The 23875-nt window shown below is 56.3% G+C and carries 20 protein-coding genes, 1 tRNA gene and 1 pseudogene; 7 read left to right on the forward strand and 15 right to left on the reverse strand.

Features of this window, described 5'->3' with window-relative positions; genetic code table 11:
- Positions 1-8: 8 nt before the first annotated feature.
- Entirely contained in the window at positions 9-878 is an 870-nt protein-coding gene (locus ACXJGX_RS06750) for a branched-chain amino acid aminotransferase (protein WP_474779923.1), read from the forward strand.
- A gap of 38 nt (positions 879-916) precedes the next feature.
- On the opposite strand, the gene ACXJGX_RS06755 is transcribed toward ACXJGX_RS06750, so the two are convergent.
- Positions 917-1345: an organic hydroperoxide resistance protein gene (locus tag ACXJGX_RS06755; protein ID WP_474779925.1), complete on the reverse strand. Its 429-nt coding sequence runs from the start codon at positions 1343-1345 to the stop codon at positions 917-919.
- A gap of 105 nt (positions 1346-1450) precedes the next feature.
- Here ACXJGX_RS06755 and ACXJGX_RS06760 point away from each other — a divergent pair, with 105 nt between their 5' ends.
- Positions 1451-1897 (forward strand): MarR family winged helix-turn-helix transcriptional regulator, encoded by a 447-nt coding sequence (locus tag ACXJGX_RS06760; protein WP_474779927.1) that lies wholly within the window; start codon positions 1451-1453, stop codon positions 1895-1897.
- A 93-nt stretch (positions 1898-1990) separates the two neighbouring features.
- Positions 1991-2608, forward strand: a complete 618-nt coding sequence (locus ACXJGX_RS06765) for a hypothetical protein (protein WP_474779929.1) — start codon at positions 1991-1993, stop codon at positions 2606-2608.
- Here the strand turns inward: ACXJGX_RS06765 and ACXJGX_RS06770 are convergent.
- Entirely contained in the window at positions 2605-3525 is a 921-nt protein-coding gene (locus ACXJGX_RS06770; protein WP_474779931.1) for a DMT family transporter, read from the reverse strand. The two genes, ACXJGX_RS06765 and ACXJGX_RS06770, sit on opposite strands and share 4 nt — an antisense overlap.
- Positions 3526-3639: 114 nt before the next feature.
- Between ACXJGX_RS06770 and ACXJGX_RS06775 the strand changes: the two genes are divergently transcribed.
- The gene (locus ACXJGX_RS06775; RefSeq protein ID WP_474779933.1) at positions 3640-4665 is read left to right on the forward strand and encodes a fatty acid desaturase; all 1026 of its coding nucleotides are present in this window, start codon (positions 3640-3642) and stop codon (positions 4663-4665) included.
- Here ACXJGX_RS06775 and queG read toward each other — a convergent pair.
- The 7 genes from queG to ACXJGX_RS06810 form a co-directional block, all read right to left on the reverse strand.
- A complete protein-coding gene (gene queG, locus ACXJGX_RS06780; RefSeq protein ID WP_474779935.1) occupies positions 4633-5679 on the reverse strand; it encodes a tRNA epoxyqueuosine(34) reductase QueG in 1047 nt (348 codons plus the stop codon). The genes ACXJGX_RS06775 and queG overlap by 33 nt on opposite strands.
- Before the next feature lie 33 nt (positions 5680-5712).
- On the reverse strand, positions 5713-6378 hold the full coding sequence (gene fzlA / locus ACXJGX_RS06785; protein WP_474779937.1) for an FtsZ-binding protein FzlA: 666 nt from the start codon (positions 6376-6378) through the stop codon (positions 5713-5715).
- A gap of 64 nt (positions 6379-6442) precedes the next feature.
- Positions 6443-7192, reverse strand: coding sequence for a monofunctional biosynthetic peptidoglycan transglycosylase (gene mtgA, locus ACXJGX_RS06790; RefSeq protein WP_474779939.1), 750 nt, complete (start codon positions 7190-7192; stop codon positions 6443-6445).
- 81 nt (positions 7193-7273) lie between these two features.
- Entirely contained in the window at positions 7274-11806 is a 4533-nt protein-coding gene (gene gltB / locus ACXJGX_RS06795; RefSeq protein WP_474779941.1) for a glutamate synthase large subunit, read from the reverse strand.
- On the reverse strand, positions 11793-12503 hold the full coding sequence (locus ACXJGX_RS06800) for a hypothetical protein (RefSeq protein WP_474779943.1): 711 nt from the start codon (positions 12501-12503) through the stop codon (positions 11793-11795). Before ACXJGX_RS06800 ends, gltB begins: the two co-directional genes overlap by 14 nt.
- Positions 12500-13171, reverse strand: a complete 672-nt coding sequence (locus tag ACXJGX_RS06805) for a hypothetical protein (protein ID WP_474779945.1) — start codon at positions 13169-13171, stop codon at positions 12500-12502. The genes ACXJGX_RS06800 and ACXJGX_RS06805 overlap by 4 nt, the downstream gene beginning before the upstream one ends.
- A 30-nt stretch (positions 13172-13201) precedes the next feature.
- On the reverse strand, positions 13202-14629 hold the full coding sequence (locus ACXJGX_RS06810) for an NAD(P)-dependent oxidoreductase (protein WP_474779947.1): 1428 nt from the start codon (positions 14627-14629) through the stop codon (positions 13202-13204).
- A 219-nt stretch (positions 14630-14848) separates the two neighbouring features.
- On the opposite strand from ACXJGX_RS06810, the gene ACXJGX_RS06815 reads away from it, so the two are divergent.
- Positions 14849-15652: an undecaprenyl-diphosphate phosphatase gene (locus tag ACXJGX_RS06815; protein ID WP_474779948.1), complete on the forward strand. Its 804-nt coding sequence runs from the start codon at positions 14849-14851 to the stop codon at positions 15650-15652.
- Here ACXJGX_RS06815 and ACXJGX_RS06820 read toward each other — a convergent pair.
- Positions 15649-16629, reverse strand: a complete 981-nt coding sequence (locus ACXJGX_RS06820; RefSeq protein WP_474779950.1) for a complex I NDUFA9 subunit family protein — start codon at positions 16627-16629, stop codon at positions 15649-15651. The two genes, ACXJGX_RS06815 and ACXJGX_RS06820, sit on opposite strands and share 4 nt — an antisense overlap.
- Positions 16630-16793: 164 nt before the next feature.
- Between ACXJGX_RS06820 and ACXJGX_RS06825 the strand changes: the two genes are divergently transcribed.
- A tRNA-Leu gene (locus ACXJGX_RS06825) sits at positions 16794-16879 on the forward strand.
- Between the two features lie 171 nt (positions 16880-17050).
- Here ACXJGX_RS06825 and ACXJGX_RS06830 read toward each other — a convergent pair.
- The 5 genes and pseudogenes from ACXJGX_RS06830 to ACXJGX_RS06850 form a co-directional block, all read right to left on the reverse strand.
- Positions 17051-18163: pseudogene (locus ACXJGX_RS06830) on the reverse strand (IS3 family transposase).
- 216 nt (positions 18164-18379) lie between these two features.
- Entirely contained in the window at positions 18380-19618 is a 1239-nt protein-coding gene (locus ACXJGX_RS06835) for a saccharopine dehydrogenase family protein (protein ID WP_474779952.1), read from the reverse strand.
- A 30-nt stretch (positions 19619-19648) separates the two neighbouring features.
- Positions 19649-20743 carry a carboxynorspermidine decarboxylase gene (locus ACXJGX_RS06840; protein WP_474779954.1) on the reverse strand — a complete coding sequence of 365 codons (1095 nt, stop codon included), beginning with the start codon at positions 20741-20743 and terminating at the stop codon, positions 19649-19651.
- A 103-nt stretch (positions 20744-20846) separates the two neighbouring features.
- Positions 20847-21242 carry a Cu(I)-responsive transcriptional regulator gene (cueR, locus tag ACXJGX_RS06845; RefSeq protein WP_474779956.1) on the reverse strand — a complete coding sequence of 132 codons (396 nt, stop codon included), beginning with the start codon at positions 21240-21242 and terminating at the stop codon, positions 20847-20849.
- Between the two features lies 1 nt (position 21243).
- Entirely contained in the window at positions 21244-23514 is a 2271-nt protein-coding gene (locus tag ACXJGX_RS06850; protein WP_474779958.1) for a heavy metal translocating P-type ATPase, read from the reverse strand.
- Positions 23515-23659: 145 nt separating this feature from the next.
- Here ACXJGX_RS06850 and ACXJGX_RS06855 point away from each other — a divergent pair, with 145 nt between their 5' ends.
- Positions 23660-23860, forward strand: coding sequence for a heavy-metal-associated domain-containing protein (locus tag ACXJGX_RS06855; RefSeq protein ID WP_474779960.1), 201 nt, complete (start codon positions 23660-23662; stop codon positions 23858-23860).
- The last annotated feature ends 15 nt before the right edge of the window (positions 23861-23875 follow it).

The following is a 23875-nucleotide window of genomic DNA, read 5'->3' on the forward strand; positions in this document are numbered from 1 at the left end:
AGACTGTGATGGCTGGGGCATATGATGACAGAGATGGTAAAATCTGGATGGATGGTCAGCTGGTTGATTGGCGTGACGCCAATGTGCATATCCTGACCCACGCCATGCACTACGCCTCTTCAGTGTTCGAGGGCGAGCGGTGCTACAATGGCAAGATCTTTAAATCGGTCGCACATTCCGAGCGCCTGATCAGATCCGCGGAACTTTTGGATATGGTTTTGCCCTATTCCGTCGCAGAGATCGAAAAAGCCAAATACGATGTGCTGGCCGCCAATGGCTGGACCGATGCCTATGTGCGTGTTCTTGTCTGGCGTGGCGCTGGCGACGACATGGGTGTCGCGGCCAGCCGCAATCCTGTCCGCATGGCCGTGGCCGCATGGGAATGGGGTGCCTATTACGGTGACGCCAAAATGCAGGGCGCTAAGCTTGACATCGCAAAATGGAAACGCCCGTCACCCGAGACGATCCCGACCGCAGCCAAAGCCGCCGGTCTTTATATGATTTGTACCATGTCCAAACACGCCGCCGAAGCCAAAGGCTGTTCTGACGCGCTATTTATGGATTATCGCGGCTACGTCGCCGAAGCGACTGGCGCAAACATCTTTTTCGTCAAAGACGGCGAGGTCCACACACCTGATCCAGATGCGATCCTGAACGGCATTACCCGTCAGACAGTGATCGAAATGCTGGAAGCCAAAGGGATCAAGGTCCACGTGCGTCGGATCATGCCGGAAGAGCTTGCTGATTTTGAGCAATGCTGGCTGACCGGGACCGCCGCCGAGGTTACCCCTGTCGGGCAAATCGGCGACTACACATTCGAGGTCGGCGCATTGACCCGTGAAATCGCCGCAGACTACGAAAAACTGGTCCGCAGCTAAAGACAAACCCCCGCAGTGATCCTGCGGGGGTTTTTGTTTTAGGCAACTTTGGTTGTGACTGAAATATTGCCATTGGTTGCGTGCGAATAGGGGCAAATTTTGTGGCCGGCGGCCGCGATCGCCTCTACGTCAGCCTTGTCAGCACCCGGCACATGCACCTCGAGCGTCACCGCAAGGCCGAAACCCATATCTTCGCGGGGACCGATGCCCACTGTCGCCCGCACAGTCGTGTCGTCGGGCAATGTGATCAGCGACTTATCCTGGCTTGCCGCGAATTTCATCGCACCCAGATAACAAGCGGCATAGCCCGCCGCGAAAAGCTGTTCAGGGTTGTTCCCCTTGCCATCGCCACCCATTTCTTTTGGTGTGGCCAATGTTACTTCCAGTTGACCATCCTCTGTTTTGGCGTGCCCTGTGCGGCCACCTGTCGCGACGGCGATGGCTTCATATGCGATTTTCGTTGGCATTGCAGACCTCTTTCATTGTGCGTTATTATATTGTACACAACTTATCATCCATGGAGACAAAGTCAACCGCTTGCCATGGGATTGCGCGCAATATAAAATGACCAGATGAAATCACCTTCCAGCCCATCCGATCTTCTTTGCTTTGCCATTTACGAAGCACATCACAAGATGAACCGTATTTATCGGGTTTTTTTAGATCCGCTGGGGCTTACCTATGCGCAGTATCTTGTCGTGTTGGCCTTGGCCGAAACGAAAGAAACCACTGTCAAAGAACTCGGCGCGACGCTGGGCCTTGATTCCGGGACACTGACACCGCTTTTAAAGCGGCTGGAAAAAACCGGCACTGTCACCCGGCGCCGCAACCCGGATGACGAACGGCAGACGCTGGTGGGTCTGTCAGAAACCGGGCGCGAGTTACTGGGTAAATTGGCACATATTCCGCAATGTGTTCTTGATGAAACGGGGCTGTCGGTCGCAGAGGCGGTGCATCTGCGGGATCGCCTGCACGATTTTTCATCGGATGACACCAGTCATTCATCCATCCCGGACTAAAACAGCACGCGCTTTTTCTAATGCTGCCCCATATCGGACAAACTTCAGCCCGCTTTTCTAGCTATCAGGAGATATAACCAGTTCTGTGAGACGATGCAGCCTCCTTCACACCCCCACGCGCCCCTGCCGCAACCAGCTGAAATTGCGATCCGGCGCCTGCTGAAGGGTGCCCCACAGGACCTATGGCTTGATACCATTCGACGTGCGACCAGCCCCGCCCACAACACGCTGATTTATTGGATGCTGTGTCAGCCGGAATGTGATTTTGCGGTTGCGGCACACGCGTTCTACCGCAGCAAACCCGCTGATTTTTTGGACGAACCGCATCACTTGCCAGCGCGGCCCGGCCCTTACGATATCTTTGCCCTCGTGTTGGTGAATTGGGATACCGGATATTACCGCACGCATCGACTGAAGATTGATGAACGTGATGCATCACTGCGACAATTGGCACAGGTTAATCAAAAGGTGATGGCGCGCGTCCGTGGGTCGCTGCCATTTAAAATTCCGCAACGATTTCTAGAGCCGAAGGGTGGACACCCTGCCCGGGTTCCGCTGCATTTATCACCAACGGAAACCCGCGACATTTGGGAGCTGTATCGTGATGCAGGTCTTGATGTACCCGCCGATGCGCCGGGTCTGTCGCGACGGTTTCGGCGTATTAAATCGCTGATGAGAAACAGGTTTTCGTTCTTACGCCGGGCAGGTTAACTGCCAACCGTTCCCGTTGCTTTGCGTTGTTGCGCGCGCTGTAAACCCAATCTGTGCTCGCGCAAAATAATCATCACACCCGCGGCGATAACAACGCTTGCCCCGAACAGCATGGTGCCTGTCGGCACCTCATCAAAGATGAAGTACCCGATCAACAACGCCAAAATCATCGACGTGTAATCGAACGGCGCGACGACGGATGCGTCGGCGAACCGATAGCTTGAGGTCAATAAAATTTGGCCAATCCCCCCCAGAAGGCCCGCCATCACAAGCATGGTGAACATCGGAATCGTTGGCATAGCCCAGCCCCATGGAATGGTCAGTAACCCGATCAAAGACGAGGTGACTGTAAACCAGAACACGATGGCCGCAGTACCCTCTGTCATCACCAGCTTGCGCACAAACACCTGCGCCAACGCCGACATCACCGCACCCATCAACACGACGATCGCGCCCAGTTTTTCAGACGAATCTAGCGCGGTTCCTACGGCAATGCGTGGCGATAGCACAATCAAAACACCAATCATCCCCAATGCCACCGCAGACAGCCGTATAACGCCGACCTGTTCGTTCAAAAACATCGCGGCAAAGATAACGACCAGCAAGGGCGCAGCGTAGCCAATTGCCGTAACTTCGGGTAATGGCAGCAAGCCAAGGCCGGTAAATCCCAGCCCCATCCCGGTGGTTCCCACCAACCCACGCCAAAAATGGCCCATCGGATTATTTGTTTTCCAGCCATTGCGCAGCTCTCCGCGCATCGCAAGCCAGCCGAAAATAATCGGCAACGCGAAAAAAGACCTAAAAAACACCGCTTGCCCCGGCGGCACGTCGACAGAGGCCGCCTTGATCAGGCTGGACATCACCATGAACATGCATACTGACATGACTTTGAACAAAATTCCGCGTAGTGGCTGCATGATTGATCCCTTTTGCCGCACCCTAGGCCGCACCTTCACCACATTGAAGCCTTTTTTGCTTGCTACCGCCCTGCGTTAAGATATCCGATACCTACCTAAAATAAGAAGGCTTACATGTCTGATCATAACACCATCCCGACCAACATGAGCCCGCGTGACTGGGTCCAGATCCTTGCAAAGTATCGCGAACCCAGCAGCCTGCGCAGCTCATTTGAATTGGCCGTCAGCGTTGTGCCGTTTGTTGGCCTGTGGGTTTTGGCCTGCTGGGTTGCCCAATATAGCTATTTGGGTGCGCTTTTGATCTCGGCCGTCAATGGCTGCTTTTTGCTGCGCTTGTTTTGCATTCAGCATGATTGCGGGCATGGGTCATTCTACGGAAATCGCACCGTAAGCGATTGGGTCGGTCGCGTCTTGGGCGTGGTCACATTGACGCCCTACGATGTCTGGCGCCGCACACATTCGATCCATCACAGCCACGCAGGTGATCTGGACCGCCGCGGTATCGGCGACGTAATGACCCTGACGGTTGAAGAATACCACCAACGCACGGCATTTGGTCGCTTCATGTACCGCGCCTATCGGCACCCGCTGGTGATGTTTGGTCTAGGACCAACCTACCTGTTTATCCTGCAAAACCGGCTGCCATTCGGGTTGATGAACCAAGGGCGCAAATACTGGATCAGCGCAATGGGCACCAATGCTGCGATGGTCGCCATACTTGGGATTATCGTATATTTTGGCGGATTGCAGGCGCTATTTCTGGTGTTTCTTCCAACAACGCTGATCGCAGCCTCCGTTGGGGTTTGGCTGTTTTATGTCCAACACCAGTTCGAAACCACCCAATGGGACAGCGCGCCCGACTGGCAACTGCACGAGGCGGCTTTGCATGGTAGTTCACACTATGACCTGCCGCCGATCCTGCGCTGGTTTACGGCAAATATTGGCATTCATCATGTGCATCACCTTTATAGCCGCATTCCGTTCTATCGTCTGACAGAGGTATTGCGCGACCATCAGGAATTGGTGGAATGCAGCCGGATGACAATCTTGCAAAGCCTGAAATGTGCGAGCCTTGACCTGTGGGACGAAAAATCCCGCAAGCTGGTGTCATTCGCTGCGGCGCGTCGTCAGCCCGCCTAATCGGTCCAGCGCCCAGCGCGCTGCATCTGCGACAGTGGGATCTGGATCTGCAACCAAAGGCGCGACTGCCGCCCGCAGATCCGGATCGCCAGAGTTCCCAATCGCATAAGCCACATTGCGCACAAAACGGTCCCGCCCGATCCGTTTGATTGGTGATCCCGAAAATTTCGCCCGAAATGCTGCGTCATCAAGCGCCGCAAGTGCGGCAAGAGGTGGCGCGACCAGATCTTCGCGCGCGGCATAGCGGGCATCGCGCCCCTCTGCCGCGAACTTGTTCCACGGGCAAACCCCCAGACAATCGTCGCAACCGTAAATACGATTGCCCATCAAGGCCCGCAATTCAAGGTCAACCGGACCTTTATGTTCGATTGTTAAATACGAAATGCATCGGCGGGCATCCAGTTGGTAAGGCGCCGGAAATGCATTGGTGGGGCAGACATCCAAACAGGCGGTGCATGACCCGCAATGGCTGACTTCTGGCGCGTCCGGTTCCAGATCAACGGTCGTAAAAATTGCGCCCAAAAAGAACCACGACCCCAGATCACGCCCCAGCAGATTGGTGTGTTTACCCTGCCAGCCCAGACCCGCCGCCTGCGCCAGTGGTTTTTCCATCACGGGGGCCGTATCCACAAACACCTTGATTTGCGCATCCGGGACTTGGTCGATCAACCATCGCCCAACCACCTTAAGCCGTTTTTTCACAACGTCATGATAGTCGCGGCCTTGGGCATAGACGCTGATCGCCGCACGATCAGGTTGGTCCAAAACAGCCAACGGATCATGAGTTGGCGTATAGGGTTCAGCGAGCATGATCACTGATTTCGCCGCGGGCCATAGCGCGGAAGGATCACCCCGCCATGCCATCCGGTCGGCCATCCATGCCATCTGCCCGTGCAAACCGGCATCGACAAAGGCCGCAAGGCGATCAGCCATTTCCGGCACCGCATCCGGGCGGCAGATACCAACCTTTGCAAAACCTGCATCTTTGGCAAAAGTCGTCAAACGTGCTTTCATATGACTTGCACGCAAATACGCAGACAGCGCGCCCTAGAAGTCCAGATCAGCATAATGCGCGGCGGGTTGAAACCCCGGCACCTCATCCGCCAACAACGACCGAAACGCCGGGCGCGATTTGATCTTGGCGTACCAATCTTTCACCACCTCGTGGCGGTTCCAGTCCACATCGCTGGTGTAATCAAGGCATGACAAATGCGCGGCAGCCGCAAAATCCGCCATCGTCATATCATTGCCCACCAGCCAGCGCCGATGCTCCAGCAGATAGGCCATATAATCCAGATGGTACTTGATTGCCCGCGCACCCGCTTTGACGTTGGTGCTATCGGGGTATCCGGTGCCCATGACCTTGCGATAGACGCGTTCGCCGACCAGTTTGGTGGTCACCTCGTGATAGAATTTGTCATCAAACCACCCGATCAGGCGTCGGGCTTCATAGCGGCTTTCGGGATCACGCGGAAGCAACGCAGGGGTTGGATGAGCCTCTTCAAGGAACTCGCAAATTGCACTGCTTTCGGCCATCATACGGCCACCCATTTTCAGCACTGGAATTTTGCCCGCAGGATTACGCCGCAAGAAATCCGAATCTTGTTCCCAATAGCGTTCTTCAACAAGGCCGACTTCGATCTTTTTTTCGGCCAGACAAAGACGCACTTTGCGTGAAAACGGCGATAGCGGGTAATGATACAGGGTGTTCATGACGGACTCACAAATCTATTTTCCACCTCAATGCAGCAAGGGGCCGCCTGATTCAATGGCTGGTTCAGTCAACGAAACAATCCGCGCGGCCATCCGCCCGAATAGTTTCCGCGCCTGTGATGATCGCCGCAGCCCGGGTGCGCGTATAAGTACTGGGGTTTGACGCGGATCGGGTTTTGGGCGCGGGTAAAATCGCCGCTAACCGCGCCGCTTGTGTTGCGTTCAAATCCGCGGCATCGACGCCAAAATAATGCAGGGCGGCGGCCTGCACCCCAAAGACGCCTTCATCAAATTCGGCAACGTTCAGGTATAGCTCCAGAATACGGCGTTTGGTCCACACCGCCTCTGACAGCGGGGTCCAGACCGCCTCGATCGTTTTTCGGATCCAATTGCGCCCATGCCACAGATAGACATTCTTGATCACTTGTTGCGAAATCGTGGATGCCCCGCCGCGCCCGCTGTCGATCGCTGCGCGGATCGCGCTCACGTCCAACCCCCAATGCAGGCAGAAATTCGCATCCTCGGCGGCGACGGCGGACCGCGCCATCACAGGTGCAATTTCATCCATCGGCACCCAATCATATTTGATCGCGCCAAGGCGGCTGCGCTCCGACAGCATATAAGGTGTCGTGGGCGGCGGCAGCACAGCGTAAATGAGCGTGGACAGCACGACAATGCCCAGCACAGAAAATCCGACGCCCCAGATCAGGCGCCGCATCCACGACCAGCCACGGTCCGTCAGGCTCGGTTTTCTTGCGGCCTTGCTGCGCCGTTTCGGCGTGGATTTTTTAGGGGGTGTTTTGCGCTCTGCCATCGACACCATAAGCCATAGGCAGGGTTGTGTGGTCAAGAACCGGATCGCCCCCGCGCGTCATTCAGCGCAGGGGCGTTGCTTTTATTCCGCAGGAATTGCGGCCGCCTCGGTTGTGAGCGGATGCTTGAGGTGCACCAGCATTTCCTTTGGCGTGACTTGGACAAAGTTGTCTTTTTCCACATCCCAGTGCTGCAAAATCTCGGCAGCTTTGACACTGCCTGTTTCCTTGGCGTGGCGTTCGATCAGGTCTTTGAGTTGATCGAGCCAATGGTCGACGGAAACCGGGTTTGTCACCAGTGTTTCCATGTTGATCAATGGCCCGGCTTCGCCTTTGGGGTCGTAAAGGTAGGCCATACCACCCGTCATACCCGCCCCAAAGTTTGCACCGATCGATCCAAGGATCACAGCCACACCGCCGGTCGTGTATTCACAGCCGTTTGTGCCGCAGCCTTCGATCACCACATGCGCACCCGAGTTGCGAACGGCAAACCGTTCACCCGCACGCCCTGCGGCGAACAGATACCCCGCCGTTGCACCGTAAAGAACCGTGTTCCCGATGATTGTGTTTTCAGATGCAACCAACGGGCTGGCCATCGACGGGCGCACCACGATTGTTCCGCCAGACAGGCCCTTACCGACGTAATCGTTGGCATCACCAGATACTTCCAGCTTAAGGCCCGGTGCGGCAAACGCCCCTAGCGACTGGCCGGCAGAGCCGCGCAGTTTCACTGTCAGGTGATCAGGTTGCAGGCTGTTACGCATCCCGAATTTCTGCACGATGTGGCTGGATGTACGTGTGCCGATCGTCCGCAGTGTGTTTTGTACGGCATAGTCCAACTGCATCTTTTCACCATCGTTCAAGAAGCGCGCGGCGTCTTGCACGATCTGTGCATCCAGTGTGTCATCGACCACGTTGCGCGGCTTGTTGCGGTCATAAGTGATTTTATGCGCGCCATCGACGGTGATCAGCAGCGGGTTCAGGTCCAGATCATCAAGATGCGCGGCACCACGGCTGACCTGTGTCAACAGATCAGCACGGCCAATGACATCATCCAGCGACCGGGCACCGATGCTTGCAAGAATTTCGCGCACTTCGGTGGCGTAGAAGGTGATCAGGTTGACGACCTTTTCCGCATTCCCGGTGAACTTGCCACGCAGGGCTTCGTCTTGGGTACAGACACCAACCGGGCAGGTGTTCGACTGGCACTGGCGTACCATGATACACCCCATCGCGATCAGCGCAGCTGTCCCGATCCCGTATTCTTCGGCACCAAGCATCGCGGCGATCACAATGTCACGGCCCGTACGCAAACCACCATCGGTACGCAGCGTGACCCGTTCGCGCAGGTTGTTCATCGCAAGAACCTGATGCGCTTCGGTCAGGCCCATTTCCCATGGCAGACCCGCGTATTTGATCGACGTTCCCGGGCTGGCACCGGTGCCACCATTGTGACCGGAAATCAGGATCACATCGGCCTTTGCCTTGGCCACACCCGCCGCAATCGTACCGACACCCGACGAGGCCACCAATTTCACGGTGACTTTGCAGCGTGGGTTGATCTGCTTGAGGTCATAGATCAGCTGGGCCAGATCCTCGATTGAATAGATATCGTGGTGTGGCGGAGGTGAAATCAGCGTCACGCCTTTGGTCGAATGGCGCAGACGGGCGATCAGGTCTGTGACCTTCATGCCAGGCAACTGACCACCCTCGCCGGGCTTGGCACCTTGGGCGACTTTGATTTCCAGCTCTTCACAGGCGTTCAGGTATTCTGCCGTCACCCCAAAGCGACCAGAAGCCACCTGCTTGATCTTCGCAGAGGGGTTGTCGCCGTTCGGTTCGGGCAAGAAATGCGCCGGATCTTCGCCGCCTTCGCCGCTGTCTGATTTCGCACCGATCCGGTTCATGGCGACGTTCAGCGTTTTGTGCGCTTCGGGGCTTAGCGCCCCCAGCGACATACCCGGCGTCACAAACCGCTTGCGAATTGCCGTGATGCTTTCAACCTCTTCAATCGGAACAGCCTTTGCCATCGGCTTGATCGCCAAAAGGTCACGCAAATGGATCGGCGGGTTTGACTGCATAGACTTGCTGTACTGCTGCCACAACACATAAGACGCGTTGTTGCAGGCCGCTTGCAGCATGTGCATTGTCTGCGCTTCCCACGCGTGTTTTTCACCGGACCGACGGGCCTTGTAAAACCCGCCAATCGGCAGAACGTCGGTCGCGTTTTTCCAACCGCGCGCGTGGACTTCTTCCAGCTTGGTTTGAATGCCGTGTGTCCCGATCCCGGAAATCCGGCTTTGCATACCGGGGAAATATTCCGCGACCATCGCCCGTGACAGGCCGACCGCTTCAAAGTTCAGACCGCCGCGATAGGACGAAATCACCGAAATCCCCATCTTGGCCATGATTTTCAATAGCCCTGCATCCACCGCCGCGCGGTAGCGCATGACGGCATCGGTCAACGGGCCTTCAATCAACCCGCGTTCGACGCGCTGCGCAATCGAATCCTGCGCCAGATAGGCGTTCACCGTCGTCGCGCCACAGCCGATCAGCACCGCAAAGTAATGCGGGTCGATACATTCTGCTGACCGCACGTTCACCGAACAGAAAGTCCGCAAGCCTTTGGATGTCAAACCGGAATGCACCGCAGAGGTCGCCAGAATCATCGGCATTGGGATGCGATCCACCGACTGGTGCTGATCTGTCAGCACAAGGTGGCCCGCGCCTGACCGCACGGCATCTTCGGCTTCGTCACGAATCCGGTGCAGGCCGGCCGCCAATGCGCCGCGCCCTTCTTCAAACGTACAATCAATGATCGCGACGTTATCGCCAAAATGGCGGACCATTTCGTCAAATTCCGCGTTCGCCACAAACGGGCTTTCGAGCACCAGAATTTCTGTCTGCGACGAACTTTCGTCGAGCACGTTTTTCAGGTTCCCAAACCGCGTCTTGAGCGACATGACGCGCGTTTCGCGCAAGCTGTCGATCGGCGGGTTGGTGACCTGACTGAAATTCTGCCGGAAGAAATGCGAAAGCGGACGGTAAATGCTGGACAGCACCGCAGATGGGGTATCGTCCCCCATCGAGGCAATCATTTCTTTGCCATCTTCGGCCATTGGGGCCAGAACCTGTTCAAGGTCTTCGATGGAATAGCCAGCCGCCAATTGACGCTGACGCAGTTCCGCGCCTTCGAACAGCGGTTTTTCCGGCACGTCGCCCATCAGTTCGGTCAGATCGACAACTTTTTCGATCCATTCGCCAAACGGCTGCGCCGCGGCAAGCACGTCTTTGATTTCCGTATCATGGAACAGCTTGCCGGCCTTCATATCAACCGCGATCATCTGACCAGGGCCAAGCGCGCCTTTTTCAACAACTGTGGCTTCGTCGATCGGCACCATGCCCACTTCGGACCCTGCAATCAGCAGACCATTGCCAGTCACGACATAGCGCAGTGGACGCAGACCGTTGCGGTCAAGACCGCCACAGACCCAACGTCCATCCGTCATCGCCAATGCTGCCGGCCCATCCCAAGGTTCCATGACCGCGTTGCAATAGCTGTACATATCTTGCCAGGCTTGCGGCATTTCCGTCGCTTGCTGCGCCCATGCTTCGGGGACCAGCATTGTTTTCGCCATTGGGGCGTTACGGCCCGCACGGACCAACACTTCGAAAACAGAGTCTAACGCAGCGGAATCCGATGTGCCCGATGGGATGATCGGCTTAATGTCTTCGGCTTTTTCGCCAAACGCACCGGACGCCATCCGGATTTCGTGGGACTTCATCCAGTTGATGTTGCCCTTTAGCGTGTTGATTTCGCCGTTGTGGGCCAACATGCGGAATGGTTGCGCCAGCGACCACTGCGGGAAGGTGTTGGTGGAATAGCGCTGGTGATAAATCGCAAACGCGGATTCAAACCGTTCGTCCATCAGGTCGGGATAGAAATCCGCAACCTGTTCGGCCAGCATCATGCCTTTGTAAATGATCGACCGGCACGAAAGCGAGCAGATATAAACGCCGTTGATCTGCGCCGCTGCGGCGGCTTTTTCGATCCGGCGGCGGATGATGTACAGCTCGCGCTCGAACTGTTCGTCATCGATGTCTTTTTCACAACGGATCAGGATTTGTTCGATCTCGGGGCGGGTGGCGTTTGCCTTGTCGCCCAGACAGTCAACCTTGACCGGCACATGGCGCCATCCGTAGATATAGTGCCCCATGCGCAGGACTTCGGATTCAACAATCGTCCGGCACCGTTCTTGGGCACCAAAATCGGTGCGCGGCAGGAACACCTGACCGACCGCAATCATCTTGCCTGCGTCAGGTTCATGCCCTGTGCGGCGGATTTGGTCCTGAAAGAAAGCAACAGGAATCTGCACGTGAATTCCCGCGCCGTCGCCTGTTTTACCGTCGGCATCAACCGCACCACGGTGCCAAATCGCCTTGAGCGCATCAATCCCGTTTTGGACCACGCCGCGCGATGGTGTGCCGTCAATGGCGACGACCAGACCGACACCACAGGACGAATGTTCATCCTCGGTCGAGTACATGCCGTTTTCGGCCATCCACTTGCGCTTTGCTTCCTCAGCCGCGACCCAAGCTTGATCATAGGTAGTCATAGGTAGTCTCCTCAGAAAGTGGTGCGGATGAGATCGCAACCCCACAGCCGTGCTTTGGCCGTGTGCTTAGAAAACCCGGTTCACCGGGAAAGATGAATTCGACAGGGGTGTCGTCGTGTTCAAACTGGCCTTCGGGTGTGGTTGTCACACCCGTGCCAGACAGAAACATGCGCCAGTCGGGGCTGATAAATTCCCGGCCCTTGCCAGACCAAATCACGCTGCCGTCTGCGGCATACGCGGTCAGATCATAGGTCGTTTCAAGCAAACTGACCCCGTCAATGGTCACTTCTTTGCCCGTGAGCGTGTCGCGCCCCACAAACCGGGTTTCGCCAAACATGTCAGAGGTGGTGCGAAAATCGTAGTCATCAACGCTGTTCGCCATCAGATCGGTCAGCGACGCGGGCTCTGTCGGGTTCGGCATCAGCGATTCACTATGCCCGGTCAGCGCATGAAAACTGGCAATCCACTGGGTTTCCGCGTCTATTTCGCCAGCATAGGTCACGCCCTGTTCATCGAGACTGACGCGGCGCTGGTGACCCTCGGCATCGCCTTCACAGGTAAAGTGGTGTTCGACTTCACAGCTGGCGTTTTGCACCGTGACAAACGCGGTGCATCCAGCAGGCAAACTAAAGGTTGTCGGTCCAGACTGCGCCACGGCAGGACTGGCCAGACACACCAAGGCAAGCACAAGTTTCATGGATGGTAGCCTGTTTCGATTTGGTTGCATTCGTATTTAGGCGTGGCCGCAAAAAAGCCGGGTTCGCCGGGGTAGATAAATTCCAGCGGAGACAGATCGGTGATCAGATCAGGTGTCGCGGCATCCCAGGTTTCGCCCATAAAAAACAAGCGGTGCGTCGGGCTTACGTATTGGCGCCCCTCGCTTTCGTCCAGAATGTTACCCTGATCGTCGATCGTTTGCCCCTCGAACGCGGTCATCAAAAGCGGTTCACCGTCAATTGTGATCGTCTCGCCTGTCAGCATATCAAAGCCGACGTTACGCTCACTGCCACCTTCGGTTTCAATGGTGAAATCCCAGGTATCCACTTGATTTTCAAGAAGCTCGGTCAGCGAAGACGGGTCTGCCGCAGGTTGTTGCAACCGCTCCGTACCGCCGATTCCATAGGTTTCCATCCACTGAAATTCACGGTCAACCCGCTGCACGCTGAACACACCGGCCTGCCCGATCAATGCAATCCACTGATCGCCGGGGTTGTCTGCCTCGCATGACCAGACATTCACCATAACGCAGCCTTTTTGCTGCACTGTCAGCGTGCCTTCGCAACCTTCTGGCGCAGCAAAGCTTTGCTGCGCCGCCACGGGGGCAGCCAGCACAAGGGCGACAGTCGTCATCAATGGCTTAAGCATGCTTAACCTTTCAGGTCAGGTCGACAGGATTTATTCAGCCGCAACCGATGCGGATTCGTTCAAGAAATTCAGGATAGCCGTCGCAGAGTCGCGGCCGTCGCGGATGGCCCAAACCACCAAAGACGCGCCACGAACAATGTCACCAGCGGCGTAAACGCCTTCGAGGCTGGTCGCGCCAGAACCGAATTCAGCCTTGATCGTTCCCCAACGGGTGACCTCTAGACCTTCAACGTCCCATAGCTTTGGCAGGTCTTCGGGCGCAAACCCAAGCGCCTTAATCACCAGATCGGCGGGTTCGACATAATCGGCCCCTTGGATCACTTCGGGGGCGCGGCGTCCTGTCACGTCGGGTGCGCCAAGGCGCATTTTCTGTACCTTCACACCTGTGACCGCGTCGCCTTCGAAACCCGCAGGCGCAGCAAGCCAGACAAATTCGACGCCCTCTTCTTCGGCGTTTTGCACTTCACGTTGTGATCCAGGCATGTTGGCCCGGTCGCGACGGTACAGACATTTCACGCTTTCGGCGCCCTGACGGATCGACGTGCGGACGCAGTCCATTGCAGTGTCCCCCCCACCAATCACGACAACGCGCTTGCCGGCAGCGTTCAGTTCACCGCTATCAAATTCCGGCACATCATCGCCAAAGCTTTTGCGGTTGCTTGCGGTCAAGAAATCAATGGCGTGCACGATCCCGTCTGCGCCAGAATCCGGCAGATCGTGGGTTTTATAAACGCCTGTGGCAATCAGGATCGCGTCGTGTTTGCCACGGATCGCATCGAACGACAGATCTTCGCCGACTGTGCAGTTCAGCACAAACTGGACGCCGCCGTCTTCAAGCTGCGCCATACGCTGCATCACAATGTCTTTTTCAAGCTTAAATCCGGGGATGCCGTATGTCAGCAGCCCGCCACCGCGATCGTAACGGTCGTAAACCGTCACTTGCACGCCTTGGCGACGCAGCATATCCGCAGCGGCCAAACCACCGGGACCAGCGCCGATAATACCAACGCTGTCAGCACGTTCGACAGCGGGACGGATTGGTTTCACCCAACCCTCTTCAAACGCTGTGTCCGTGATAAATTTTTCGACCGACCCGATTGTCACGGTGCCATGACCAGATTGCTCGATCACGCAGTTGCCTTCGCACAGGCGATCTTGTGGGCAAATGCGGCCGCAAATCTCTGGGAACGTGTTCGTGGCTTGGCTGATTTCATAGGCCTCTTCCAACCGGCCTTCGGCGGTTAGGCGCAGCCAGTCAGGGATGTTGTTGTGCAACGGACAGTGGGACTGGCAGTAGGGCACGCCACACTGCGAACAGCGGCTTGCCTGTTCTTCGGCTTTGGCTGTCGCGTATTCGGCATAGATCTCGCCAAAGTCCTGCTTGCGCAGATTTGGCGGACGCTTTTCCGGCATCTCGCGGTCCACGACAGTAAATTTCAGCATCTTCTGGCCAGCCATACGCCGTCCTCCCGTTTTACAGAGCGAACCGTCTTTTAAAACGGATCGAAATAAATGAAAAGGCAGTAATGCTGACCTATATTCAATAATTTTCCGGGGCAGCGATCATTTTTCGGGACTTGCGGATGAAATTTAGGTCCGACATGATACCTATATATCCCCTTCCCCCTGTTTCGCATCAGTTTAGGGTGACGAAAAACGAATCACAGGTGACCCGAGATGACACTGTTTAACCTTCTGCTTGTCGCGTTAATCCAAGGGATCACTGAATTTCTGCCCATCTCTTCGTCTGGGCACCTCATTCTGCTGCCGTCCCTTACCGGCATGGCCGACCAAGGCCAAGTGATCGACGTCGCAGCCCATGTCGGGACGCTGACAGCGGTCATTTTGTTCTTCTGGTCAGATGTCCGCCTCGCAATCGGTGGCACCGTCCGCTTGTTGACCGGCAAGGCGGACACGCCGGGCGCGAAACTGGCGCTGTGCCTGCTGATCGCGACGATTCCCGTTATTGCTTTCGGCCTCATTTTAAAACTGACCGGCCTATCGGATCATCTGCGCGGGATCGCAATCATCGGATGGACGATGATCATATTCGGGATTTTCCTTTATTGGGCCGATCAAAAGGGACCAACTGGAAAGGTATCCGCCGACTGGACCATAGCGGACGCGATCAAGATGGGCCTCTGGCAGGCTGTCGCGCTTATTCCCGGCACGTCGCGTTCGGGGATCACAATCACGGCCGGGCGGATTTTGGGATACACCCGCGCCGATGCGGCACGGTTATCGATGCTGATGTCGATCCCGACGATTATCGCATCAGCGACGCTGATCGGGCTGGATGTCGCCAAGACGGCGGATGCCAGCGCGCTTTATGATATCGCCATTGTCGCCGCGATGTCCTGCGTGGCTGCGTTGGTGGCACTGACGTTGATGATGCGCCTGCTGCGCGCCGTCAGTTATACACCATATGTCATCTACCGGCTTATTCTGGGGACCGTCCTGCTGTGGATCGCGTATACCTAAGCTTTCAAGTTTTTCGCAGATTCCTTGATGGCGTCGTACTGGCCTGATGGCCGGAACCGCCACAAATAGTCAGGCAAAATAGCATCCAACGACGTTGGCTGAATGCCCAGCGCGGCAAGGTCATTTGCCCCGGGAGTGACCACATTATCCACAGTCAGGTTTGCCACTTGATCTGTCGTAATCGGCCCCTTGACGAGCCCCAACGAAAGCACGCGCCCGATACCAAAGCCTTTGGCCATCAATCGCGCCACCCAGAACGGGATGTTGACGATCAAACGCCGACGGCGGACAACTCCCAGCATCTTTTGCATCAGGCCACGAAAATCCAGAACATCCGGGCCGCCCAATTCGTATACCCCGGCTGGTGCATGCCCCAACACGGCCTTCGCAGCGGCAGCGGCAACATCATCGACGTAAACCGGTTGAAACTTTGTCTCTGCGCCGACAACGGGCAGGATCGGCCCAAAACGGGACATCCCCGCAAACCGGTTAAAGAATTCATCTTCGGGACCAAAAACAATCGACGGGCGCAAAATAACCGCGCCCGGGAAATGCGCCAGCACAGCGGCCTCTCCCGCTGATTTGGTGCGGCCATAGATGCTTGGCGCGTTTTCGTCGGCGCCGATCGCAGATACATGCACCATGCGCGCAACGTTCAGCGACGCCGCAATCCGGGCGATGCGGTCGGCGCCTTCGGTGTGTACCGCGTCAAACGTGTTCTTCCCCGCCTCGTCCAGCAGACCCACACAGTTCACAACCACATCCGCGCCAGCGGTCACGGCAGCAACGCTCGCGTCGTCGCGAATGTTGCAAAACACGGGCTCTACTTGCCCGACGGCACCGTAGGGACGCACAAACATCGCCTCGTTGACATTGCGGACGGCCACGCGGACGCGCCATCCCTCTTGGGCCATGCGACGGGCGATGTAACGCCCCACAAAACCGGATCCGCCGAAAATGGTGACTAGCTTGGACATGGGAAGGCCTCTTTGCAGGTTTAACACGGTTTAGCGGGCCAGCCATGGTCAGACAAGCCGCATTTAAAAGGTTTCTATGTGGTCTTTTTGAACGAACGCAATTTTCCCGTCGAATCGCGTTGACACCACCCGGTTTCAGCCTTAGATCGCCCTCCACGACACTTGCCCAGGTGGCGGAATGGTAGACGCGCCAGCTTCAGGTGCTGGTGTCTGTATGGACGTGGAGGTTCGAGTCCTCTCCTGGGCACCATTAGCAAGCCAAACAACCCTTAGAAACTTAGTTTTCGGAGGGTTTTTTTTTTTATCCACACAAACTGCGACACACAGCGGTTCTCACCTTTGTGAGTCATGTTGGCGGCAGGGTTCTCATTGGGCCTCCCTCCCGAGTGGTCTTGTCCGGCGTACGTTCCGGTCTCTTAACTCATTTGGCTGCCTTTAGTGCGAACGCCAAGGGGCTTTTGCCGCGTAGCGACGAGTGCCGCCGCCGCGGATTGTAGAATCCCTTGATTTACTGGAAGATCGCGCCTTCGGCCTGGCGTCTGGTTTCCCAGCGGTTGCGCCAGATCACCTCAGCTTCGAGCGATTTGAAGAAGGTTTCCACCATGGAATTGTCATAACAATTCCCTTTACCTCCCATGGATACCTTGAAGCCATGCTTTGACAGGCGCTTCTGATCGTCATGTGAACAGTCTTGCGATGCACGACGATCCGTGTGGTGAATGCAGCCCTTGGCAGGTTGTCGCTGGGCTACGGCCGTGTCCAACGCCCGGATCGCCAGATCCCATTTCATGAGATTGCTGACCGCCCATCCGATGACGCGAGGGGAGTACAGATCAAGGATGACTGCCAGTTAAGCCAGCCTGCGCTGGTTCAAATGTACGAGATATCACCCGCCCATTTTTGATTTGGCCCATCGGCAGACAAGTCCTGATCCAGCAAGTTGGGCGCGATGTTGAAAGCGTGGTTACTGTCCGTGGTCAACTTGCATTTCTGAGTTCCGACGGTCATGATGCCGGTCATGCACATTAGGCGGCCAATCCGGCGGTGCCCGACGTTCAGCCCCCGCTCCTGCAACTCTTCGGTCATGCGTGGTCGACCATAGCGATGCAGGCTGGGACGGTGTTGTTCACGGATATGCGCCAGAATAACCATATCGCTGCGTTGACGCGGGCTTATCGGACGCACTCGCCACGCACGATAACCACGCGATGTAACCTGCATAACACGTCAGAGACAGTCGACAGGCCATTCTTCTTTCCAGGCTTCGGTGAAAGCAAACCTCACCGGCTTTGGCCTTCAAGAAGATCGCCGCATTTCTTAACACTTCCCTCTCCTCGCGAATGCGCTCGTTCTCCCGCTCCACATCTTCATGAGGACCCGACATAAGGTCATCATGCTGATACTTTTGGATCCACTTGTTCAGGGTCGAACGCCCAATACCCTAATCAGAGTAAGCTTGTGGTCATTTCAGTCCACTGGTAGTTGCGATGCGCACTGCATCACCGCCAAACTCGTCGGTGTATCGCGTTGCCATTCTTTGTCTCTTTCATAGCAAAAATCGCTCGAAAGAGAACGGAACAAAAACGCGACAAGGCCACACCGCTCATCCCATGCTCCGGCACAGATCAGAGACCGACACACCGCCCTGTGCTTTGCGAAGGTGATCGTGTTTGGCTGGGATCCGCAATCTGCGCAGACCGTTACGCAGTATCCAACCACCGATGACGCCACCGGTGGTTGGTCGGGTGTTTCAGGCGTTCCAGGCGCGGTCGCCTTGCGCGTCTTTAACCCGTGTCGGCAGACCAAGCTGGTCGAGCAGCGTAAAGAACGGTTTTGGGTCCAGCTCTTCGACGTTCAGCATTTTGCCGTGGTCATATGACCCATCCGCGATCAACATGGCCACGGCCACAGGCGGCACACCGGCGGTATAAGAGATGCCTTGGCTGCCGACTTCTTCGTAGGCGTCTTTGTGGTCAGCGACGTTGTACACAAACACCTCGACCTCTTGTCCGTCTTTGGTGCCCTTTACCAGATCACCGATGCAGGTCTTGCCGGTGTAGTTCGGTGCCAGGCTTGATGGATCAGGCAACACGGCTTTGACAACCTTCAGCGGCACGACCTCAAGCCCTTCGGCGGTGACGACAGGTTGTTCCGATAGCAACCCAAGGTTTTTCAAAACGGTAAAGACGTTGATATAATGATCACCAAAGCCCATCCAGAATCGGACATCTGCGTCAGGATAGTTGGCGGCAAGCGAATGCACCTCGTCGTGGCCGGACATATACGCCTTTTGTTTACCGACGACAGGCAAGTCCCATTCGCGGCCAACTTCGAACATTGCGTTCGATTGCCATGCGCCTTGTTGCCAACTGTACACCGTGCCGGTGAATTCACGGAAATTGATTTCAGGGTCAAAGTTGGTCGAAAAGTATTTGCCGTGCGATCCTGCATTAATGTCCACGATGTCGATTGACGTGACCGTGTCCATGAATTCATCAACCGCAAAGCGTGCAAACGCGTTCACAACGCCCGGATCAAACCCCGCCCCAAGGATCGCGGTCACGCCGGCCTTTGCACAGTCGTCGCGGCGTTTCCATTCGTAGTTTCCGTACCATGGCGGGGTTTCACAAATCTTGGCCGGATCTTCGTGGATCGCTGTGTCGATGTAGGCGGTCCCTGTCTGAATACAGGCATCTAACACGGTCATGTTCACGAAAGGTGCGCCAACGTTGATGACAATTTGTGCGCCTGTGTCCTTGATCAACGCGGCAACAGCATCGGTATCCATCGCGTCAACGGCATGCGACAGCAGAACGCCGTCCTGTTTCATCGCGTTTTTTTCATGCACGCTGGCAATGATAGCGTCGCATTTGGAAACCGTCCGACTGGCGATATGAATATCCCCCAAAACATCGTTGTTTTGTGCGCATTTATGCGCCACGACTTGGGCGACGCCACCAGCGCCGATGATAAGAACGTTGCGTTTCATGTATCCAAGAGACCTCTTTTGTTTGTCGGGTTAAGAAAGGGCTGCCGCAAAGTCGGCATAGTCAAAGTCGCGCACCATACGCGTGGTTCCATCCAGTTCACGGATCGCGATTCCCGGCATCTTCACGCCATTGAACCAGTTCTTTTTAACCATTGTGTAACCAGCGGCATCTTGAATCGAAATTCTGTCACCAGCTTTCAGCGGCTTATCGAAACGGAACTCGCCAAAAATATCCCCCGCAAGGCAGGATTTCCCGCAGATCATCCATTCATGATCGCCTGTATTCGGGCTGATCTTGGCGGATTCGCGGTAGATGAGCAAATCAAGCATATGCGCCTCGATCGAACTGTCGACGATCGCCAGATTTTTACCGTTATGCAGCGTGTCAAGGACGCTCACTTCTAGGGTTGCGGCACCGGTGATCGCGGCCTCGCCCGGTTCAAGGTAAACCTGCACGCCATTGTCGGATGCAAAACGTTTCAGGCGCTCGGCCAATCGATCCAGCGGGTAATTTGCGCCAGTGAAATGGATGCCACCGCCAAGGCTGATCCAGTCCATTTTTGCGATGATCGCGCCGAACCGATCCTCGATCAGGGTCAGCATCGCGTCGAACCGGTCAAAGTCATCGTTTTCACAGTTGTTGTGGAACATCAGGCCGGAAATTTTATCCGACACCGCGTCAATGGCCGCAGGATCATGTTCACCCAAACGGCTAAACGGGCGCGCAGGGTCCGCAAGGTCGAAAGACGATGTCGACACGCCGGGATTCACCCGCAAACCGCGCACATGTCCGGCGGCGGCGGTTTCGAATTTTTCAAGCTGACCGATGGAGTTAAAGATGATTTTGTCCGAATTTGCCAAAACTTCGGTAATTTCGTTGTCAGCATAGGCCACGGAATAGGCGTGTGTTTCACCGGGGAATTTTTCATAGCCCAGCTTGACCTCGTAAAGAGACGACGAGGTGGACCCGTCCATATACTGCGCCATAAAGTCGAACACCGACCAAGTCGCGAAACATTTGAGCGCGAGCAGCGACTTTGCACCGGATTCGGCGCGCAGCCACGCGATCTTCTCCATGTTTTGCAGAAGACGTGATTTATCGATCAGATAAAATGGCGTTTGCATGGTGAACCCTCGATTGCCCAGACAGTCATGGCGCTAGCGCGCCAAATTGATCAGTGAACCGTCGTCATACGGGCTCTGCAATTTCTTGTACAGCGCTGTGCCGCTACGGCAGGTGGGCGGCTGCCAAATCGTCCAGAATCGGGCAGTCCGGCCGATCGTCGCCCGCGCAGCATGTCACCAAACGTGACAGCGTGGCGCGCATCGACTGTAGCTGCGCGATTTTTTCGTCGATCGCATCAAGATGCCCTTTGGCCACCGCTTTGACCTGCCCGCTTTCGCGGTTGTCATCGGCGTATAAGCCCAGCAGCGTTCTGCAGTCATCGATGGTAAAACCCAGCGCCCGCGCGCGCGCGATGAACGTCAGTTTGTGCAGATCATTTTCCCCAAAGGCGCGATACCCGTTGGCGGACCGTTGCGGCATGATCAACCCGATATCTTCATAGTAGCGGATCGTTTTGGGCGGCAGACCTGATCGCTCTGCGACGTTTCCAATATTCATATCAGTCTCCGGCTTGTGGGCTTGTTTCATTCATTACGGGTTTTACCCGACGCAAGCGCAGCGCGTTCGTCAGCACAAAGACCGATGACATCGCCATCGCCCCTGCGGCCAATATCGGTGATAGCAAAATCCCAAAGGCCGGGTAAAGCACGCCTGCGGCAACAGGAATCAGCGCAACATTATACCCAAAGGCCCAGCCAAGGTTTTCCTTGATATTGGTCATGGTCCGGCGTGAAATATCAAAGGCATTCACCACCCCGCGCAAGTCGCCTGACATCAATACCACATCGGCGCTTTCGATTGCCACGTCAGTGCCGGTGCCGATCGCGATACCAACGTCAGCATGGGCAAGCGCGGGCGCATCATTGATCCCGTCACCGACAAAGGCGATTTTTCCAGTACCGCGCAGTTTTTCCAACGCGGCAACTTTGCCGTCGGGCAACACACCCGCAACAACATGATCGATCCCGATTTCGGCAGCGATCGCGTCAGCGGTTTCCTGTTTGTCACCCGTGACCATCGCAACCTTCAGGCCCAAGCGATGCAAGGCGGCAATGGCGGCCCGGCTTGCGGGCTTTACCGGGTCGGCGACTCCGATGACTGCTGCGATCTGCCCCCCGATGGCCGCGAAGAGCGCGGTGCGCCCTTGGCGTGCAATCTCTGTTTCAGCCATCGCCAAGTCACCCAAGTCGATGTTTTCGCGCGCCATCAACCGACCTGCCCCGACAAGCACATCCGCGCCATCCACCAGCGCCCGCACGCCATAACCCGTGATGGTCTGGAAATTTGAAAGGGGCGGCAGCGTCAATTTTTCATCGTGTGCTGCACGCAGTATGGCCTGCGCAATCGGATGTTCAGACTGGGCCTCGACGGCTGCGACCTGCGCCAGCACCGCAGCGCGGTCAAATCCGTCAGCCAGCACAAGATCGGTCAACGCCGGTTTGCCTTCGGTCACGGTGCCGGTTTTGTCCAGCGCAACGACTGTCACTGAACCCAATGCCTGCAATGCGTCACCCTTGCGAAACAGAACACCCATTTCAGCGGCACGCCCGGTGCCCACCATGATCGACGTCGGCGTGGCAAGCCCCATCGCGCAAGGGCATGCAATGATCAGCACGGAAACCCCCGCGACCAGCGCATAGGTCAGGTTGGGTCCCATCACCAACCACGCCAGCACGGTCAACGCGGCCAATCCCATAACGGCAGGCACAAACCACAATGTGATCCGGTCTACGATCCCTTGGATGGGTAGCTTTGCGCCTTGGGCGTCTTCGACCATACGGATGATCTGCGAAAGTGTGGTGTCCGCCCCCACGCGCACGGTGCGAAACTGAAAACCGCCAGCGCCGTTCACTGTGCCACCAGTTACGGTATCACCTGTCGTTTTCGCAACGGGAACCGGTTCGCCAGTGATCATGCTTTCATCAACATAGCTGTCGCCGGTCGTCACTGTTCCGTCAACGGCGATCCGTTCGCCCGGACGCACCAGCACGATGTCACCCACCTGCAACGCCTCGATTGCGATATCGCTGGTTTCCCCGTCGCGGATCACACGTGCTGTCTGCGCCTGCAATCGCAACAGTTTCTGGATCGCAGCACCTGTGCGGCCTTTCGCACGCGCCTCGAGCCAGCGCCCGATCAGGATCAGCACCACGATCACCGCCGCTGCTTCAAAGTACACCGAACGCACCGCATCCGGGAGCAAAGCCGGCGCAAATGTTGCAATAACAGAATAGACATAGGCGGCACCGGTTCCGACCGCGACAAGGCTGTTCATATCGGGTGCAAGTTTCAGCAACGCGGGCACGCCGCGCAGATAAAATTGCCGGCCCGGCCCGATCAGCACAAGCGTGGTCAGCACCCATTGGATCACCCAACTGGCCTGTGTACCGATGGTATTGTGAATCATCATATGGAAGGCGGGGATCAGATGCCCCCCCATTTCCATCACAAAAACAGGCACTGCAAGGGCCGCAGCAATCGTAACACGGCGCTTCAGATGGTGGGCTTCTTCTTCTTTGCGCTCTGCCCGGTCCTGACTGGCGGTCGCAACGGCAACGGTTGCCGGGTAGCCGGCGTCTGTCGCAGCACGGATTAAGGCATCTGCGTCAACCGCCCCATCATCAAAGGTCACGGCAGCCGTTTCAGTGGCAAGGTTCACATTGACCGACGTCACGCCCGGTACGGCCGCGAGCGCATGATCGACACGTCCGACGCAAGACGCACATGTCATGCCTTCAACAGTCAGGGTAATTGGCATTTGGGCAGTCATATCGGGCTCCTTGCGGGATGTTCGATATGCTACATGGTGGTTCCAGTTGCGGGAAGGTCAAGTGTTAGAAAAGTCTTTCTGCGGGCTTGACCCTCCCGTTGGTGGAAACCCTATGTAAAAACCACCACAACGGAGTAGTCCCAAGATGATTTTTAACGTCCCTAAAATGAGCTGCGGCCATTGCACCGCTGCGATCACGAAAGCCATCACAACTGCCGACCCGACCGCCACCGTGACCTGTGATCTGACCGATCACACCGTGACCGTACAAGGCGCCCTTGATGATAGGCAGCTCGCGGCACTGATCACATCAGCAGGTTACGACAGCACCTTACAGGTCGCCTGAACGTCAGTCCCAAAC

It is taken from the genome of Yoonia sp. SWMV100, from assembly GCF_056108365.1.

Bases quoted from the DNA above. Each gene is read 5' to 3' on its own strand.
- ACXJGX_RS06750 (WP_474779923.1), top strand. From the start codon at position 9: ATGGCTGGGGCATATGATGACAGAGATGGTAAAATCTGGATGGATGGT.
- ACXJGX_RS06755 (WP_474779925.1), bottom strand. From the start codon at position 1,345: ATGCCAACGAAAATCGCATATGAAGCCATCGCCGTCGCGACAGGTGGC.
- ACXJGX_RS06760 (WP_474779927.1), top strand. From the start codon at position 1,451: ATGAAATCACCTTCCAGCCCATCCGATCTTCTTTGCTTTGCCATTTAC.
- ACXJGX_RS06765 (WP_474779929.1), top strand. From the start codon at position 1,991: ATGCAGCCTCCTTCACACCCCCACGCGCCCCTGCCGCAACCAGCTGAA.
- ACXJGX_RS06770 (WP_474779931.1), bottom strand. From the start codon at position 3,525: ATGCAGCCACTACGCGGAATTTTGTTCAAAGTCATGTCAGTATGCATG.
- ACXJGX_RS06775 (WP_474779933.1), top strand. From the start codon at position 3,640: ATGTCTGATCATAACACCATCCCGACCAACATGAGCCCGCGTGACTGG.
- queG (WP_474779935.1), bottom strand. From the start codon at position 5,679: ATGAAAGCACGTTTGACGACTTTTGCCAAAGATGCAGGTTTTGCAAAG.
- fzlA (WP_474779937.1), bottom strand. From the start codon at position 6,378: ATGAACACCCTGTATCATTACCCGCTATCGCCGTTTTCACGCAAAGTG.
- mtgA (WP_474779939.1), bottom strand. From the start codon at position 7,192: ATGGCAGAGCGCAAAACACCCCCTAAAAAATCCACGCCGAAACGGCGC.
- gltB (WP_474779941.1), bottom strand. From the start codon at position 11,806: ATGACTACCTATGATCAAGCTTGGGTCGCGGCTGAGGAAGCAAAGCGC.
- ACXJGX_RS06800 (WP_474779943.1), bottom strand. From the start codon at position 12,503: ATGAAACTTGTGCTTGCCTTGGTGTGTCTGGCCAGTCCTGCCGTGGCG.
- ACXJGX_RS06805 (WP_474779945.1), bottom strand. From the start codon at position 13,171: ATGCTTAAGCCATTGATGACGACTGTCGCCCTTGTGCTGGCTGCCCCC.
- ACXJGX_RS06810 (WP_474779947.1), bottom strand. From the start codon at position 14,629: ATGGCTGGCCAGAAGATGCTGAAATTTACTGTCGTGGACCGCGAGATG.
- ACXJGX_RS06815 (WP_474779948.1), top strand. From the start codon at position 14,849: ATGACACTGTTTAACCTTCTGCTTGTCGCGTTAATCCAAGGGATCACT.
- ACXJGX_RS06820 (WP_474779950.1), bottom strand. From the start codon at position 16,629: ATGTCCAAGCTAGTCACCATTTTCGGCGGATCCGGTTTTGTGGGGCGT.
- ACXJGX_RS06835 (WP_474779952.1), bottom strand. From the start codon at position 19,618: ATGAAACGCAACGTTCTTATCATCGGCGCTGGTGGCGTCGCCCAAGTC.
- ACXJGX_RS06840 (WP_474779954.1), bottom strand. From the start codon at position 20,743: ATGCAAACGCCATTTTATCTGATCGATAAATCACGTCTTCTGCAAAAC.
- cueR (WP_474779956.1), bottom strand. From the start codon at position 21,242: ATGAATATTGGAAACGTCGCAGAGCGATCAGGTCTGCCGCCCAAAACG.
- ACXJGX_RS06850 (WP_474779958.1), bottom strand. From the start codon at position 23,514: ATGACTGCCCAAATGCCAATTACCCTGACTGTTGAAGGCATGACATGT.
- ACXJGX_RS06855 (WP_474779960.1), top strand. From the start codon at position 23,660: ATGATTTTTAACGTCCCTAAAATGAGCTGCGGCCATTGCACCGCTGCG.